Origin of the sequence: Streptomyces capoamus (assembly GCF_014654935.1) — a bacterium.
Classification (GTDB): domain Bacteria; phylum Actinomycetota; class Actinomycetes; order Streptomycetales; family Streptomycetaceae; genus Streptomyces; species Streptomyces capoamus.
In genome coordinates, this window is sequence record NZ_BNBF01000005.1 from 20,240 (window position 1) to 36,549 (window position 16,310).

Annotated in this window: 12 protein-coding genes and 1 pseudogene; 3 read left to right on the top strand and 10 right to left on the bottom strand. The window is 70.7% G+C overall.

The genetic code is table 11. The features are described from left to right. Together IE312_RS39430 and IE312_RS09915 are read left to right on the top strand one after the other, a co-directional pair. Positions 1 to 1,628: type 1 periplasmic-binding domain-containing protein (locus IE312_RS39430; protein ID WP_502266966.1), on the top strand; the 1,628-nt coding region annotated here is incomplete at its 5' end. Positions 1,629 to 1,665: 37 nt separating this feature from the next. Beyond that, positions 1,666 to 2,274 carry an HD domain-containing protein gene (locus IE312_RS09915; RefSeq protein WP_189980392.1) on the top strand — a complete coding sequence of 203 codons (609 nt, stop codon included), beginning with the start codon at positions 1,666 to 1,668 and terminating at the stop codon, positions 2,272 to 2,274. Positions 2,275 to 2,480: 206 nt separating this feature from the next. Here the strand turns inward: IE312_RS09915 and IE312_RS09920 are convergent, their stop codons facing one another. The 10 genes and pseudogenes from IE312_RS09920 to fusA form a co-directional block, all read right to left on the bottom strand. Next, complete coding sequence (locus IE312_RS09920) at positions 2,481 to 3,020, bottom strand: hypothetical protein (protein ID WP_229899452.1); 540 nt, start codon at positions 3,018 to 3,020, stop codon at positions 2,481 to 2,483. Further along, the gene (locus IE312_RS09925) at positions 3,017 to 5,170 is read right to left on the bottom strand and encodes a DUF6571 family protein (protein ID WP_229899454.1); all 2,154 of its coding nucleotides are present in this window, start codon (positions 5,168 to 5,170) and stop codon (positions 3,017 to 3,019) included. Before IE312_RS09925 ends, IE312_RS09920 begins: the two co-directional genes overlap by 4 nt. 167 nt (positions 5,171 to 5,337) lie before the next feature. Further along, a complete protein-coding gene (locus IE312_RS09930; RefSeq protein ID WP_189980396.1) occupies positions 5,338 to 5,814 on the bottom strand; it encodes a hypothetical protein in 477 nt (158 codons plus the stop codon). A 180-nt stretch (positions 5,815 to 5,994) separates the two neighbouring features. Continuing rightward, positions 5,995 to 7,119: an ADP-ribosylglycohydrolase family protein gene (locus tag IE312_RS09935; RefSeq protein WP_189980398.1), complete on the bottom strand. Its 1,125-nt coding sequence runs from the start codon at positions 7,117 to 7,119 to the stop codon at positions 5,995 to 5,997. Positions 7,120 to 7,208: 89 nt separating this feature from the next. Beyond that, positions 7,209 to 7,523: pseudogene (locus IE312_RS09940) on the bottom strand (glycoside hydrolase family 16 protein); the annotation flags it as partial. Between the two features lie 266 nt (positions 7,524 to 7,789). Next, positions 7,790 to 9,154, bottom strand: a complete 1,365-nt coding sequence (locus IE312_RS09945) for a GH1 family beta-glucosidase (protein WP_189980400.1) — start codon at positions 9,152 to 9,154, stop codon at positions 7,790 to 7,792. 29 nt (positions 9,155 to 9,183) lie between these two features. Then, complete coding sequence (locus tag IE312_RS09950) at positions 9,184 to 10,023, bottom strand: carbohydrate ABC transporter permease (RefSeq protein ID WP_189980826.1); 840 nt, start codon at positions 10,021 to 10,023, stop codon at positions 9,184 to 9,186. A gap of 7 nt (positions 10,024 to 10,030) precedes the next feature. Continuing rightward, positions 10,031 to 11,017 carry a carbohydrate ABC transporter permease gene (locus tag IE312_RS09955; RefSeq protein WP_189980402.1) on the bottom strand — a complete coding sequence of 329 codons (987 nt, stop codon included), beginning with the start codon at positions 11,015 to 11,017 and terminating at the stop codon, positions 10,031 to 10,033. A 5-nt stretch (positions 11,018 to 11,022) separates the two neighbouring features. After that, on the bottom strand, positions 11,023 to 12,336 hold the full coding sequence (locus IE312_RS09960) for an ABC transporter substrate-binding protein (RefSeq protein WP_189980404.1): 1,314 nt from the start codon (positions 12,334 to 12,336) through the stop codon (positions 11,023 to 11,025). Between the two features lie 348 nt (positions 12,337 to 12,684). Further along, positions 12,685 to 14,772: an elongation factor G gene (gene fusA, locus IE312_RS09965; RefSeq protein ID WP_189980406.1), complete on the bottom strand. Its 2,088-nt coding sequence runs from the start codon at positions 14,770 to 14,772 to the stop codon at positions 12,685 to 12,687. Positions 14,773 to 15,364: 592 nt separating this feature from the next. Between fusA and IE312_RS39435 the strand changes: the two genes are divergently transcribed. Further along, the coding region (locus tag IE312_RS39435; RefSeq protein WP_229899456.1) for a hypothetical protein at positions 15,365 to 16,310 on the top strand (946 nt) is incomplete at its 3' end.

Consider the following 16,310-nt stretch of genomic DNA (forward strand, 5'->3'; position numbering starts at 1 on the left):
TGCTCAGGGTGCCGCTGCCCCGCGCGGAGCTGGTGCCGCTGCGGCAGGCGGACTGGCGGTGCGTGCGGGCCAGGCACCGGCCGCCCCTGGCGCGCGTGGTGTGGTCGGCGTACACCCTGTTCCTCGTCCTCGTCCTCGCCGGGACCGCGGGGATCGTCCACTTCCTGGAACTGCACCGCACGTACTGCTCGGCGGGGATGCTCAGCGCCGACCGCGACACCGTACGGCGCCCCGCGCCCGGCGGTGGCACGGAATGCGTCGGCATAGCCACCGGGGACACCCGGTTCGCCGCCTACCTGCCGGGCGGGGCCGACGAGGAGGGCCGCAGGCTGCGCGAGCTGGAGGACCTGGTGCGCGCCGAGAACGCCGACGTGCTGCGCCACCACCGCGGCACGTACGTCACCGTGGTGTACGCGGGGCCGCTCAGCTCCTCCACGACGGACTCCTCCCTGGTCAAGGGCGCCGAGGAGCTGGCCGGCGTGTACCTCGCCCAGCGTGTGGTCAACGAGAACTACACGGTGAAACTCCGGGTGCTGCTCGCCAACGGGGGCGTGGACATGGGGCAGCAGCGGGTGACGGCGGACGCGATCGCGGCGTACGCCGACCGGGACCCGACCGTCGTCGGCGTGGTCGGCTTCGGCCGGGACCTGCAGAGCAGCCTGGACGTCACGCGGCGCCTCCAGGCGGCCGGGCTGCCCATCGTCTCCGGCACCAACTCGGCGACCTACCTGCCGAAGGAGTTCTCCAACTGGTTCAGCCTCGCGGCGCCCGACGAGCACCAGGCCCAAGCGCTCGGCCTCGTCGCCCGGCAGCTGCGCGCCCGGGAGAAGGACCCGTACGCGCTGGTGCTCGCCCGCGACACCAAGGACTCGCAGGACCGCTACACCAGCGAACAGGCGCTCTACGGCGGGAGGATGCTCCGCCGGGAGCACTTCCGGATGCTGCCCGAGCGAACCTACCGGGTGGCGAACGGCAAGCCGGAGCTGCGCCTGCACGCGCAGGAGATCTGCCGGGGCCGTACGGTCCCCTCGGTGATCTACTTCGCCGGGCGGGTCGAGGACATCGGTCCGCTGATGACCCAGCTGGGCACCGAACCGGGCTGCGCGAGCCGGGAGATCTCCATCCTCACCGGCGACGACCTGAGCAAGGCCAGGTTCTCCGGCACGGGCGGCCGTGACGGCGTGGCCCCGCGGATCACCCTGTACCACGCCGCCCTGGCCGAACTGAAGGAGGCCGCGTCCTCGACCGCCTTCTACGAGGACGCCGCCACGTACCTCCCCTGGCTCAAGGGCAAGCACGTCACCTACGACGCGCCCGGTTTCGCCAGCGGCCAGACGGCCCTGGCCCACGACGCCACGCGTGCGCTGTACTGGGCGGCCAGCCTCGGCGACGTGCGCCAGAGCCGCGCGGCGACCTGGGTCAACCTCAGGGGCGTGAAGCTCGACGGGATGGCCACCGGAACGATCGACTTCACCGACGCGCCCCTGTACGGCGAACGGCACGGCCACAGCATCGTCCTCAAACGGGTACGCAGGACCCCGCAGGGCGTCTCGGAGTCGGAAGTGCTGTGCAGCCGGCCGGCCGGCAGCACGAAGCCGCTCAGCGTGAAGGAGTGCTCCATCGGATGACGGAACCGCCACCCCGCGGGGTTGTTACGCTCGCCGGATGCACATTCCGGGACCCGACGAGATCCGCGCGCTGCACGAGAAGTACGCGCCCACCGCCGAGGCGTTCGCCCTCGTCCACACCCACTGCGAGATCGTCTGGAGCATCGCCGAGCAGCTCCTGTCCGCCCCGCACCTGGCCCACCTCGACGCCGACCTGGTCCGCGCCGGCTGCCTCCTGCACGACATCGGCGTCTACCGCCTCTACGACGCCGACGGACGGCTGGACCACGCGCAGTACATCCGGCACGGGCTGCTCGGCGACGAGCTCCTGGCACAGGAGGGCCACCCCGAGCCGCTGCGCCGGTTCTGCTCCCACCACACCGGGGTCGGCCTCACCCGGCACGACATCCTGACCCAGAACCTCCCGCTGCCCCCCGCCGACTACCTGGCGGTGACGGAGGAGGAGCGACTGGTGATGTACGCCGACAAGTTCCACAGCAAGTCCCGCCCGTCGACGTACCTCACCCCGGACGAGTACGCCACCTACATCCGCCGCTTCGGCGAGGACAAGGTCACCGCGTTCCACGCCCTACGCACGGAATTCGGCGACCCGGACCTGTCCGGACCGGTGCCGGGCAATGGCACACCGCTCCTCCACGGCCGGTAGCGCGCCCCGTCCCCCTGCGCGAACTGCTTTCCCGGGGGGGCATCCCGCCGGTGCCGGACGCCATGCAGCACGAGACGGTCAACCGAGCTAGTCGTCCTCGAAGTAGAGGCTGTGTTCGATCCTCACGGCCTCGCCGCCGCCGTACACCTTGCAGGTACCGGGTGCCTTCCTCGTGTACGGCTCCGCCCGGGTCGAAGACACCCCATTCAGGACGCCGCCCGCTTGCACGGTTGCTGCTTCTTCAGCGAAGCCGTGTATCCCTGAATCAACTCCTTCATGGCAGCTTCATCCGGTCGGGCGGGCTTCAGCACTTTGACAAGGGTGCTGATGTCCTCCTCGACATAGGCACCACGGCACTTGATCAGCGACACGGCGGCTTGGTCGGCGTAAGCGACAGCGTTGCCCTGCGCAGACTTCTGTTCTTGGATCCGGAGTCGGCTGCGCAGGATGTGCCGCGCCGAATCGCCGGCGTCGATACGTTCTCCGCTCACTTGCAGCACCATGTTGTCGTCGACCCTGACATCGCACAGCGCGGAGCCGTCGTCGAGACTTCCATCCCGCTCCACGGTGAGTCGTTCACCGGACGTGGGCAGGAGCTGCGAGAGCGCATCGGTCGGGACGGTCACCCCGCAGAGGGACTTAGGAACTGCGAACTGCTGCTCGGGGGCCTCCGAAGAGCAGCCGACCATCGTGACCGTGGCGATGAGAAACAGGCTACCGAGCAGGATGCGCGAGGGGAATCTCAATGCTTGCTACTCTCCGATTTCCACTGGGCGCCGTCGGAGTGGCTGTGGCCGGCTGATGTGCGCGCGGCTCTCCTGAGATCGTCGGCAGTATCGGGGTCGATGCCGTTGTTGTTCACCAGAGCGTGATCGACGGCGGCTCTGGCGGAATCCACAGCCGTCTTACGGCCGTTTCCGTACTCCTCTCCCGCTTCCGTCTCCGCCTCGTCCGAGGTGTCCTGCTCGATGCTCTTCATGATGGATTCCTGGATGTCTTCCGAGGCCCATTCGAGAGGAGCCCCGGCGATGGGCACGCGCTCACCGACCTTTTCCAGACCCATACCCAGAATACGATTCACCCACTTCTGCTTCTCGGCTGCGGCCTCGTTGAACTCCGTGTCGGAAGCAGTGTGGTACTGGTAGATCGCATGGGCCCGGGCATCGCTCATGATGCCGGCGATCGCCGAACCGGGGGCGACGGCTGCGCCCACCCGCCCGTCCAGCGACGCCGTCGAATGGGACGGGCCGTTGATGACGTGGTCCACGACATCGGCCGTGTAGGCCTGCTGCGCCGTGGTGATCGAGGAATAGGCGTCAGGGTCCTGCCCCACCTCGCCGAGGAAGCGCGCAACGTTGTTCGCTTCGAGGTCGGCCGGGGCGCCGAACGTCGGGAACAGGTCACTGCTGGGCTCTTCGTCGTACATGGTCCGCTGGAAGTCCCCCATGTATTCCGCGGTGATGTCACCGAGGCTTCCACGCAGACCGTACAGGGGACCACTCTCCTCGCCGTCCAGATCTCCGTTCTCGTTGTGCCGGATGAGTTCCGGGGCGCCTCCGAACTTGTTGACGATGTCACTGACCAACTGCGACTGCGCCTCGGTGTGCTTGACCGCGTCGGCGGAGGCATCGCTGTCGTACGGGCGGCCGGTGGTCGCCGCCTCCAAGGCGTGCCCGAGGGCCTGCGGACCGAAGGTCAGGGCCGCCTTGCTCTTGTCCTCGTCGGCCAGGACGTTGGTCGCGTTCGTATCGACAGTCCACTCGAAGTCCTTGTCGGTGAACAGGTCGAGGTACGAGGTGAAGCCGGGGTCAACACCCTTCTTCACCGTGCCGTCCTCGTTGTACGCCGTCGGCGTTCCGGTGAAGAACTTCGTCGCGGCCTCCGGACTGTGGCCCAACGACTCCAGGACGCTGTTCAACGGGTCGTTACCCGAGCCCAGCTTGCCCGAGGGATTGAAGCCGTACGTGTCCGGATTCCCCGCCGGCTTGTTCGACAGGAAGAAGTACGGGTCCTTCTTGTGGAGCTGGGTGATGTGTTCCGCGATGGGGTTGATGAACCGGGGGTCGTAGGTGCCGTAGCGCAGTAAGCCGCCGAGGACCTGGTAGCCGTACGGCTTGTTCCACTGGCCCCGCTCCCAGCCGATCTGCTGGGTGCCCAGGCGCCGGAACTGCGCGCCCCAGTCGTCGGGCAGGTGGTGCGCGTGGTCCGGGTCCGTGGCGTTGGCGAGCGTGTAGCCCATGTACTTCTGCAGGTCCTGTACCGCGTCGAGCCGGGTCCTGCTCGCATCGCCGCTGGTGCCGTCGATCGACATAGCGGCGTAGAACTGGAGCGTCTTCTCCGGGTCGCCGAGTCCCTGGTAGAACTCGGTGGCGAACTCGCCGTCCTGTTCGCCCGCGTTGAAGCGCAGGAGTTCGTTGAGCTCGCGCAGCTCCGCGTCGGACATCTTGTCGCCCTTGCGTGCCAGTTCGACGGCGTGCTCGGCCTCGGCGTCGTTGAGGGATGCGTACCTGCTGTGGCCCGCGTCGTGGGGATCGCTGCCATGGCTTCTGGCGAGTGCGCGAGCGACCGAGGCATCGATCTCGGCGGCATGGGCGAGGATCCGGTTGATCCGGTCCTCCAGTTCCTGCCTCTGGTCCAGCTGGTCCTGCGTGCGCTCGTCGCTGTCCCCGCGCACGTGGGGGAAGAAGCAGCGGGCCCTGCCGCCGCCGATGTCCTCGACACGGATACCGAGTTCCGCGGCATCGCCGTGGACCGCGGTCTTCATCTGCTTCTGCAGCGACTCGAGCTGAGTGTGTCCGTCTTCGAGGACCTGATAGATGCTGTCGGCCTCGGTGTGGAGGTCGGAGATCTCCTTGGCCGTCTTCGCCACGAACTCCCTCGTCACCGTGGCGTTCACGCCCGCCCACCGCGCGGAGTCCGATTTCCTCTGCAGGCCCGAACGAGCACTCTCCGCCGACTTCTTCAGGCCGCCGACGGCCTTCTTCCAGTCCGACACGGCGTTCGCGAGCTTGCCGAGGTCCACCTCGACGAGGTCCGTGAAAGTGAGAGCCATCAGCGGGTCACCTACTTGAAGTACTCGTCGAGCTGCGACACGGACGTGGCCGAGCCGTCACGGCCACGGAGCACGGCACCGATCTTGGCGTCGTCCTCCGCGTGCCGCTTCCGGGTGAAGTCCAGGTGATCGGAGATGTGGGCACATGCCTGCAGGACGGCCTCGACCTGCGAGGTCCACATCGCGACCGTCGTCTCCAGGGCGCTGCCGGTCTGGAACCCGTGCGACTTCAAAGCGGCGGCGGCCTGCATGGTCGAGCCGGTCGAGCCATTACCCGACCCCGCAGCGGCGATGTCCGCCTGACCCTTGACGTCGTCATAGAGGACGTTGGCCTCGCGGCCCACCTCGCCCAGGTCGTCCTGGCGCACCACCAGGTCCGCGCCACCTCCGCCACCCCCGCCATCCGGCGGCACGTGATCGATGCGCGTGCGGGTCTCCCGCTGCCCGGCCGCCCGGGCCTTGAGCTGCTCCCACTCGTCCCATGCCATGGCAGGAGATCTCCTTCCCCCTTGCGGACGATCCGGTGCCTGGCAACTTAGCAACGACGGCCGGGGCACATCTGCGTCACGTCCGGTGTGCACCACTTGTCGTACATGAAGATTTCGGCGATCACGCGGTCAATTGGTGGGAAGAGCAGTGAAGTTGACGCGCCCCGGAGGAGCCGCGGCTCACCAGCCCGGGTAGCGGTCCCACCAGTACGGGTCCCAGCCCTTGATGTACTCGCTGCCGCTCGGCGAGTCCTCGAGCTGGGCGGTCAGGTCGCGGGCCAGGGTGTCGAGCACCCAGGCCAGCTCGTGCCGGCTCAGCAGGGGGGTGGGAAGGGCCTCCGCGCCGTGCACCGCGCCGAGCAGCGCGCCGGTCACACAGGCCACGGAGTCGCCGTCGGGCGCGTTCGCGGCGAAGCGGAGCGCGGCTTCGAGTTGGCCGCGGGCGGGGAAGGAGGCGGCCGCGTAGAGGCCGCCCAGGAGCGCCGCGGGTGCGGTCGCGTCCGGGGCGAGGAGCGCCAGCACGGCGAGCTCGGCGGGCCGGTCGACGGCGTACCGCAGTGCCGTCGACAGCCGCTCGTGCTCCTCGCCGGAGCCCCGGCCGCGTCCGTCGGGGAGCGCGGCGATCCCAGCCGACAGGGCCTGCCGGGTGATGCGGTCGGCGGGGTCGCCGGGCGTGTCCGGCAGGGGCGCGGTCAGGCAGTGGTGCAGCAGAACGGCCGCCTGGACGGCCGCTGACTGCGCGGCCTCGTCGCCGTGGGTGAGCGCCGCGAACTCCCCGGCCTGGCGGGACCAGCCGGGTCCGGCGACGGCCACCGGGAGGGTGCGGGTCAGCGCGTGGCAGCCCCGGCTCGGCGTGGCGATCACGCTGTGCGGGTTCTCGATCCGGGACAGGGCCTGCACCGTGGCCGGGGCGCTGCCGCGCCGCTCGGCCAGCGCGGGCACGCCGGCGAGCCAGCCGTCCGGCCAGACCCGGTCGGCCTGGTGGGAGGCCCAGCGGCGCCGCATCCGGCCGGCCTCGATGCCCTGGAGGGCCGCCCACCGGCAGTAGGCGTGCAGGACGACACCGGGTGGATGGCAGATGCCCTTGTGCTGGCCGCGCACCATCGCGCGGATGACGCCCTCGGCGGTGAAGCAGGCCAGCTGGGTGCTGACGCCGGCCCGCAGCGGCCCGGCCTCCGGCGGCGCGCCCCGGGCCGCGCCGAGCGTTTCGCCGAGGGCCAGGCCGAGGAGCAGTCCGCGGATCCGGGACTGTATGCGCGCGCCCCGGCGCTGCCGTTCCTGCTGCGGGTCCTTCTGCGCGGCCACAGCCGCTCACCTCCCTGATGCTCCGGTTCACCGTAGCGTCCGGTCCCGGCCGGTGATCAGGAGGGCGTGGGTGACGGCGCGCGCCCGGGTCAGCCCTTCTGTTCCACCCTCACCCAGTCGATCTCGGCCTGTACTCCCCCTGCGGCGATGTTGTCGACGCTGGGCTGGGGCAGGCCCCAGTAGGGGGTGGTGGCCTTGTTCCAGCCGGCGGGGTACGCGCCGCCCAGGGCGAGGTTGAGGATGAGGTACTGGTTGCGGTCGTAGACCCATTGGCCGCGGGTGGACTCCAGCTTGTTGCGGGTCGTCTCCTGGACCGGGCGGTCGTCGACGAGGAAGCGCATCGCCGTCGGGGTCCATTCGACCGCGTAGGTGTGCCACTGGCCGGCGGTGCCGCCGCCCGGGTACGGGCCGCCCGGTCGGTGTCCCAGGCGGCGGCAGCGGGGGCCGCGGAGGCGGGGGCGGGGGCGGCCAGGAGCGGGCCCGAGGACCACAGGGCCGTGGCGGTGAGGGTGGCGAGCAGGGTGCGGCGGATGCGGGTGGGCATGCGGCTCTCCTAGTGGGGGGGCGGTGCGCTTGCTCCGTTTTTGTCATGTACATGACAGGTGATTGAGGTGTGCCGGCCGGTGGACACGGACTCCCCGTACGTGTCCACCGGCCCTCCGGGCCGGGCTCAGGCGGCCCGGCGGCTCTGGCCGCGGTGGACGCGGACGATGTCCGCGTACCGGTGGCCGCTGCCCTTGATGGTGCGGACCTGGGTGCGGTAGTCGACGTGGACCAGGCCGAAGCGCTTGTCGTAGCCGTACGCCCACTCGAAGTTGTCCAGCAGGGACCAGGCGAAGTAGCCGGCCAGCGGGGCCCCCTTGCGGGCGGCGGACGCGCAGGCGGCGAGGTGGCGTTCCAGGTAGTCCCGCCGCTCCGGGTCGTCGACGCTGCCGTCGGGGCGGACCACGTCCGGGAAGGCGGAGCCGTTCTCGGTGACGTAGATCCGCCGGGCGCCGTACTCCTCGGTGAGCCGGAGCAGCAGCGTCTCGATGCCGGACGCGTCGATCTCCCAGTCCATGCCGGTGCGCGGGACGCCCGCGCGGCGGACGGAACGGGCGTACGGCGCGGGCCCGTCGGGGTCGTCGGCGACGTACGCCGGGAAGTAGTAGTTCAGGCCCAGCCAGTCGAGCGGGGCGGCGATGGTCGCCAAGTCCGCCTCGTCGAGGGGAAGGTCGACGCCGTACGTCTCCACCATGTCGGCGGGGAAGCCGCGGCCGTGCACCGGGTCGAGCCACCAGCGGTTGACATGGCCGTCGTGCCGGCGGGCCGCCGCCCGGTCCTCGGGGCGGTCGGAGGCGGGGTGCACGGTGGACAGGTTGTTGACGATGCCGATCTGCGCGCCCGGTGCGGCGGCCCGGACGGCCTGGGTGGCGAGGCCGTGGCCGAGGAGCAGGTGGCAGGAGGCGCGGACGGCGGCGGTGAGGTCGCTCCAGCCGGGGGCCATCGTGCCCTCCAGGTGGCCGATCCAGGCCGAGCACGAGGGTTCGTTGAGGGTGGCCCAGAGGGTGACGCGGTCACCGAGGCGTCCGGCGACGACGGAGGCGTACTCGGCGAACGCGAGGGCGGTGTCCCGTTGCGGCCAGCCGCCGCGGTCCTGGAGCGCCTGCGGCAGGTCCCAGTGGTAGAGGGTGACGGACGGCGTGATGCCCGCCTCCAGCAGCGCGTCGACCAACTCGTCGTAGAAGGCCAGGCCCTTGGGATTGACCGGGCCGGTCCCGTCGGGGATCACGCGGGGCCAGGCGACGGACATCCGGTAGGCGTCGACGCCGAGTTGCCGCATCAGCCCGATGTCCTCGCGCCAGCGGTGGTAGTGGTCGCAGGCGACGTCGCCGTGGTCGCCGTTCGCGGTCTTCCCCGGGGTGTGGGAGAAGGTGTCCCAGATCGAGGGCGCGCGGCCGTCCTCGGCGACGGCTCCCTCGATCTGGTACGCCGCTGTGGCCGTGCCCCACAGGAAGTCGTGCGGGAGGGCGGCGAGGTCGATGGGTTCGGACACGGGAGTCCCTTCGGGATCAGGGGTGCGGTTCACTTGACGGCGCCTGCCGTCAGACCCGCGACGAGATAGCGCTGCAGCAACAGGAAGCCGGCCACCACGGGCACGCTGACGACCAGCGAGGCGGCCATGATCTGGTTCCAGTAGACGTCGTTGAGGGTGGAGTAGCCCTGGAGGCCGACGGCGAGGGTGCGAGTGGTGTCGTTGGTCATGACCGACGCGAACAGCACCTCGCCCCAGGCCGTCATGAACGCGTAGACGGCGACCGCGACGATGCCGGGGACCGCGGCCGGCACGACGACCCGGAACAGGGCACCGAGCGGGCCGCAGCCGTCCACCAGTGCCGCCTCGTCCAGGTCGCGCGGCACCGAGTCGAAGTAGCCGATCAGCATCCAGATCGAGAACGGCAGGGAGAACGTGAGGTACGTCAGGATCAGCCCGCCACGGGAGCCGAACAGGGCGATGCCGGTGGCGTTGCCGATGTTGACGTACATCAGGAACAGCGGGAGCAGGAACAGGATGCCCGGCAGCATCTGCGTCGACAGCACGGTCACCGTGAAGACGCGCTTGCCACGGAACTCGTGGCGGCTGACGGCGTACGCCGCGAACACCGCGACGACCACCGAGCACACGGTCGCCGCGCCCGCCACGATCAGCGAGTTCACGAAGTAGTCGGCGAGCGGCACCGTGGACCAGATGTCGATGTACGGGCGGATCGTCAGCTCGCTGGGCAGCCAGCGGAACCGGCCGGTGACGTCGGCGAGCGGCTTCAGCGAGCTGGACACCATCACGTACACCGGGGTGAGCACGAAGGCGGCGAGCAGGGCCAGGAACACGCGCCGCGACCAAAGGAAGGAACGCGGCGGCGCCATCGGGGAGTCAGGCATCGGAGGTCCTCCGTCCGCGCGAGGTTAGCAGCAGGTAGCCGCCGGTCACGACCAGCAGGAAGAGCAGCAGCAGCACGGACATGGCCGAACCGGTGCCGAAGTTCCAGGTGACGAAGGAGGCTTGGTAGATGTGCACGGAGATGAGGTCGGCGGCCTCGGGAGCGGCCCTGCCGAACAGCACGAACGGGGTGTTGAAGTCGTTGAAGGTCCACAGGAACAGCACCAGGACCAGCACCTGGTTGACCGGGCGCAGCGACGGCAGGGTGATGCGGCGGATCTGCTGCCACGTCCCGGCGCCGTCCAGCGCGGCGGCCTCGTACAGTTCCCGGGGGATGTTCTGCAGCCCGGCCGTCACGATGAGGAACGCGAACGGCCAGCCCTTCCACACCGACACGGTCAGCAGGGCGTAGAAGCTGTTGTCGCCGATGAGCCAGAACGACGGCTCGCCGGTGAGGTGCAGCTGGTCGTGCAGCACGTGGTTCACCAGGCCGTTGTCGTGCTGGAACATGAACACCCAGGTGATGACGGCCGTGTAGACGGGCAGCGCGTACGGCACCAGGAACAGTGCGCGCAGCAGGCCGCGCCCGCGGAAGGTGTCCTGCATGAAGACCGCGGCGGCCGTGCCGATCAGCCAGCACAGGGCGACCGACAGCAGGGTGAAGCCGACGGTGACGCCGAAGGACTGCAGCAGCGCCTTGCCGACGGGGGCGTCGAAGTCCACCGACACCCGGTAGTTGTCGAGGCCGCTCCAGGGGGCGGTGCCCCAGTCGCGGATGTAGAACTGGGTGAGTTCCTTGAAGCTCATCACGATGCCGATCGCCATCGGCACCAGATGCACCAGCAGTTCGAGGAGCAGCGCGGGCAGGAGCAGCAGGTACGGCAGGGAGAGGCGGCGGATCCGCCCGGGGCGGCGGCGTGGTGCGCGCGCCGCGCCGGGGGAGGTCTCGCGCACCGGTTCCTTCAGTGCGGTGGTCGTCATGGTGGTCAGGCCGCCGGCATCTGCTGCTGGGCCTTCTCCAGCTTCGCCTTGACCGAGTCGGTGGTCACGGCGCGTCCGGCGGCGGCGTCGGCGAACAGTTCCTTGACCGCCGTACCGACCGTCGTCTCGAACTGGGACTCGGACGGCACCTGCGGCAGCGCGGCGGCGCTCGTGGCGAGGGTGTTCTTCAGCACCGCGGTGTCGGGGGCGCCGAACGCCGGGTCCTGCTGGGCGGACGCGACCGGCGGGACGGTGCTGTAGGCCGTGTTGAGGATCTTCTGTTCGGCGTCGGAGGTCATGAACTTCACGAACTTCCGCGCGCCGTCGAGGTTGTGGGTGTTCTTGAAGACGGCGATGTTGATGCCGGCGACCATGGAGTTGACCTGGCTGCCCTGGCCGGGGGTGCCGGAGCGGACCGGTACGGGGGCGATGCCGTACGCGTCCTCGCTCATGCCCTGGGACTTGAGGTTGGCGGCGGCGGACTGCCACAGCAGCATCGCCTGCTTGCCCTTGGCGAAGTCGCTGACGGACTGGTTCTGCGCGTACTCGGCGTCACCGGGCGGGATCACCTTGTCCTTGGCCATCAGATCGACGTAACTCTTCACCGCCTCCACGACCTTGGGGCTGGTGAAGTCGGGCTTGCCGTCGGCGGCGAAGAAGTCGGCGCCGTGCTGCTTGGCGAAGACGAAGACGTGGTGGATGTTCTCCGAGAGGTTCGCCCCCTCGGCGCCGAGCACGGACTTGCCCCGGGCCTTGATCTTCCTGCCGTCGGCGATCAGCTCGTCCCAGGTGGCGGGCGGCTTGCTGATCCCGGCGTCGGCGAAGATCTTCTTGTTGTAGTACAGGGCGTACGCCATCGAGTAGAGCGGCACCGCCGCCGGGTCCTTGCCCTGCACGCCCGTCGAGCCGAGCGCGGCTTCCACGAAGCGGTCCCGGCCGCCTATCTTCGCGAAGTTCTGCTGGTCCCACGGCAGCAGCGCGCCGGTCGCCTGCAGCGAGGCGCTCCAGGTGTTGCCGATGTTCAGCACGTCCGGGCCCTGGCCCGAGGTGGTCGCGGTCAGGATCCGGTTGAGCAGGTCCGACCAGGGAACGACCTCCAGTTTCACCTTGATGCCGGTCTGCTTCTCGAACTTGTCGAGCTCCGGCTGGAGGACCTTCTTGTCCACGGCGACACTGGCACCCTGGTTGGAGGCCCAGTACGTCAGTGTCTTCGGCGAGTCGTCGGACCCGCCGGTGGACGTTCCGCCTCCGCAGGCCGTGGCCGCGAGGGCGAGAGACAGGGTGACGGCGCCTACGGCCGCGGCTCGGATGCTGCGCATGCTCCCGGTGTCCCTTCGGGGATTGCACTCATGACTTAATTTAGGACGTGAGTTAACCCGTCGCGAGGGCGATCGTCAAGGGATTCGGCAGGGGAGGACCGATCTTTGAGATCTTCAGCGTGTTCGGCAGGGGGGCCGCCCGGGGCGCGGCGCCGGCCGCGCCGGGTCCGTGCCGGCCACGGATCGGCGGTGCGAGCCCGGGCAAGGCGGTGCCGGCCGGTACCACTCACCGTGTCGGCCCCGGTTCGCGGTGCCGTCCGGTGGCACTCGCCGTGCCGCCCCGCGGCTCGCGGCGCCGGCCCGCACCCTGTGCGGTGCGGGCCGGCGCCGGGGACCGGGGCCTGTCCCCTACCGGACCGGTGCCCGTGTCGGCGCCGGCATCGGTGCCGGCGTCGGTGCCGGGGCCGGGGCGTAGCCTGCGGGCCGGGTGGTGAAGGCGCCCCGGCCCTGGGTGCGGCTGCGCAACCGGGTGGCGTACCCGAACAGTTCGGCCAGCGGCACGGTCGCGGTCACCACGGCCGCACCGCCGCGGGTCCGCGTGCCGCCGACCCGCCCACGGCGGGCGGCCAGGTCCCCGAGCACCCCGCCGACCGCGTCCTCCGGTACGGTCACCGTGACCTCGGCGACGGGTTCGAGCAGCGCCGTGGTGCACGCCCGCAGGGCCTCCCGGAGCCCGAGCCGGCCGGCGGTGCGGAAGGCCGCGTCCGAGGAGTCCCGCACATGGGTGGAGCCGTCGGTGAGCGTGACGCGCAACCCGGTCACCGGGTGCCCGCCGAGCGGCCCCTCGGCGAGCGCGTCCCGGCAGCCGGCCTCCACCGCGCGCACGTACTCCTGCGGCACCCGCCCGCCGACCACGGCGGACCGGAACGCGAAGCCGGTGTCCCCGACTTCGGGGCCGAGCGGCTCCACGTCTAGGACGACATGCGCGAACTGCCCCGCGCCGCCGTCCTGTTTGACGTGCCGGAACACGAACCCGCCGACGCCGCCGACGACGGTCTCCCGGAACGCCACCCTCGGGCGCCCCACGGTGACCTCCGGCCCGCCGTCGCGGCGGATCTTCTCCACTGCGACCTCCAGGTGGAGCTCGCCCATGCCCGACAGGACGGTCTGCCCGGTCTCGGCGTCGGTGCGCACCACCAGCGAGGGATCCTCCTCGGCGAGCCGGGCGAGCGCCGCCGCGAGCCGCCCGGTGTCCGTGCCGCGCCGCGCCTCGACCGCGACGGACACCACGGGTTCCGCGGCCACCGGCGGTTCCAGCAGCAAGGGGGCGCCGGGGTCGCACAGCGTGGCACCGGCCCGGGCCGCCTTCACGCCGGCGAGCGCGACGATGTCGCCGGCGACCGCCCGGTCCAGTTGGACGTGCCGGTCCGCCATGACCCGCAGGATCCGCGCCACCCGCTCGGTGCGCCCGCTGCCCGGGTCCCGCACGGTGTCCCCCTTCGCCAGGGTGCCGGAGTAGACGCGGACGTGGGCCAGCCGTCCGGTGGCACTCGCGTTCACCTTGAACACCAGCGCCGCGAACGGCGCGTCGGGATCGGCGGCGCGCCGTTGCCCGGCATCGTCGCCGGCTCCTCGCACGGCGGGTACGTCCAGCGGCGACGGCAGATAGGCCACCACCGCGTCCAGCAGCGGTTCGATGCCGCGGTTGCGGTAGGCGGAGCCGCACAGCACGACCACGCCGTCACCGGTGCGGGTGAGGTCTCGCAGGGCGGCGGCGAGGGCGGGGGCGGAGAGGGCCCCGCGGTCGCAGAACTCCTCCAGGGCGGCCGGATGCCGCTCCGCGACCGCCTCCTCCAGCACGCGCCGCCGTCGTACCGCCTGCTCCCGGAGCGCCTCGGGCACCGCGCCTTCCGCCGCCGGGCCCTCGCCGTCGCCCCACACCAGGGACCGCATCCGCACCAGGTCCACGACACCGGTGAAGCCGTCCTCGGCACCGATCGGCAACTGGACGACCAGCGGCGCCGGGTGCAGCCGCTCCCGGATGGACGCGACGGCCCGGTCCAGGTCGGCGCCCGCGCGGTCCAACTTGTTGACGAACGCGATCCGCGGGACCCCGTGCCGGTCGGCCTGCCGCCACACCGACTCGCTCTGCGGTTCCACGCCGGCGACGGCGTCGAACACGGCGACCGCGCCGTCCAGGACCCGCAGCGACCGCTCGACCTCGTCCGCGAAGTCGACGTGGCCGGGGGTGTCGATCAGGGTGATGCGGTGGCCGGCCCAGGCGCAGCTGACGGCGGCGGCGAAGATGGTGATGCCACGGTCGCGTTCCTGCGGGTCGAAGTCGGTGACGGTGGTGCCGTCGTGCACCTCACCCCGCTTGTGGGTGGTGCCCGTCGCGTACAGGATCCGCTCGGTGACGGTGGTCTTGCCGGCGTCGACGTGGGCGAGGATGCCGAGGTTGCGGACGGCGGCGAGGGTGTCGATGTGAGTGCGCACGGCCCGGTGCCTTTCGGGAAGTGGTCCTGGAAGAGGGCGGCGCGATTCCCCGTGTGCCCGGCGGCGGACGGTACGGCGGCGGCCGGGCGGGTGCCGGGCGGCCGGGGTGTCAGCGGGGCGTCACGGGCATCCGGTGCCGGCCGCGCAGCGGGCACCGGACGGGCGAGGACACCAGGATCACCTCGGTCCGCGCGGGGGGAACGACGACGGCGGTACGGTCACGCACGGCCCGGCTCCCCTCGATCGTCACGGCTCATGGAGCGCGCCGCCGTGGTGCGGTGTGCGGCGCGCGGTACGTGGCGAGTCTAGGGAGACGGCCAGCCGTCGGGGTACCGGTTTTCACCCGGGCACCCAACTCCGCCCGCGTCAACCCCTGCACGGGAGGGCAACCGCAACTTTCCTACGTACAGCGGAGGTTGCTCGCCGCGCTCCTGCGCCGAGCCCGCCACACCGGCCTGTACAGCGCCCGACCGGACACCCGGGCCCGCGTGTTCCGTCGTGACACCGGTCACGTGACGACACGCTAAGGTTGCGCCGCAAGGCGAGGACGGAGCGGCTCAGCCGGCCGCGGAAGAGCCTGGGGGAACGCGCCATGACAGACGCGCCGACGCACGCCACCGACACCGACACCGGCACCGGCACCGGCACCGGCACCGGCACCGGCACCGGCACCGGCACCGACGAAGCCGATGACGCCGTCGACCGGAAGGTCGTCGAGCAGGAACAGGCCGAGATCAAGGACTTCGTCAAGGGCCTGAGCGCGGACGACATCAAGTCGGGCAACTGGTTCACCAAGCTCGCCGCCCATGCCATGAACTCGTACACCGAGAAGGTGGACTGGCAGTACTTCCAGGACCGGTACGCGGGTGTGCCCGCGGACGCCGTCGTGGATCAGCGGATCAAGATGGCGGCCCGGTACGCCGCGCTCGAAGGAGGGCTCTCCGCCGGGGCCTACACGGCGACCGTCGCCGCCACCATCGGGAGCCTCGGCGGTGCCTCACCGGCCACCGTCCCCGCCGCCGTGGCGACCATGATGGTCGACGTCGCGTTCCTCACCCAGCTCCAGCTTCGCCTGGCCTACGACGTCTCCGTCCTCTACCGGGTCCCGCTCGACGTGCACGACCCCGAGGACCTGTGGAAGCTCATCCGCGTGGCCTTCACCATCAAGAGCGGGGAAGCTGCCCGCGAAGGCGTCGCCAAGGCGGTCCCGGCCCTCGTGCGGCCATTGGTCAAGCGCTTCTACTCAGGATCGGTACTCACCGTTGGGAAGGCACTCCCCGTCGTCGGGAAGAGCCTCCTGCAGCGCAACGTCATCAAGATCGGCATCCCCCTGGTCGGCGTCCCCCTGGCCGTCCTGCTGAACCGCTACACCACGCTCCTCGCCGGCCGGCACGCACGGGCCGTGTTCCGGAACGAGGCGCGCGTGATCGAGATCGCCCGGGGACTGAGCGAGCGCAGTCGGCACCCGCAGTTGATGCTGTGGGTCGCCTGGCTCGTCATCAGGGCGACGCCAGGATCGCCGACGATGAGGCGCTGCT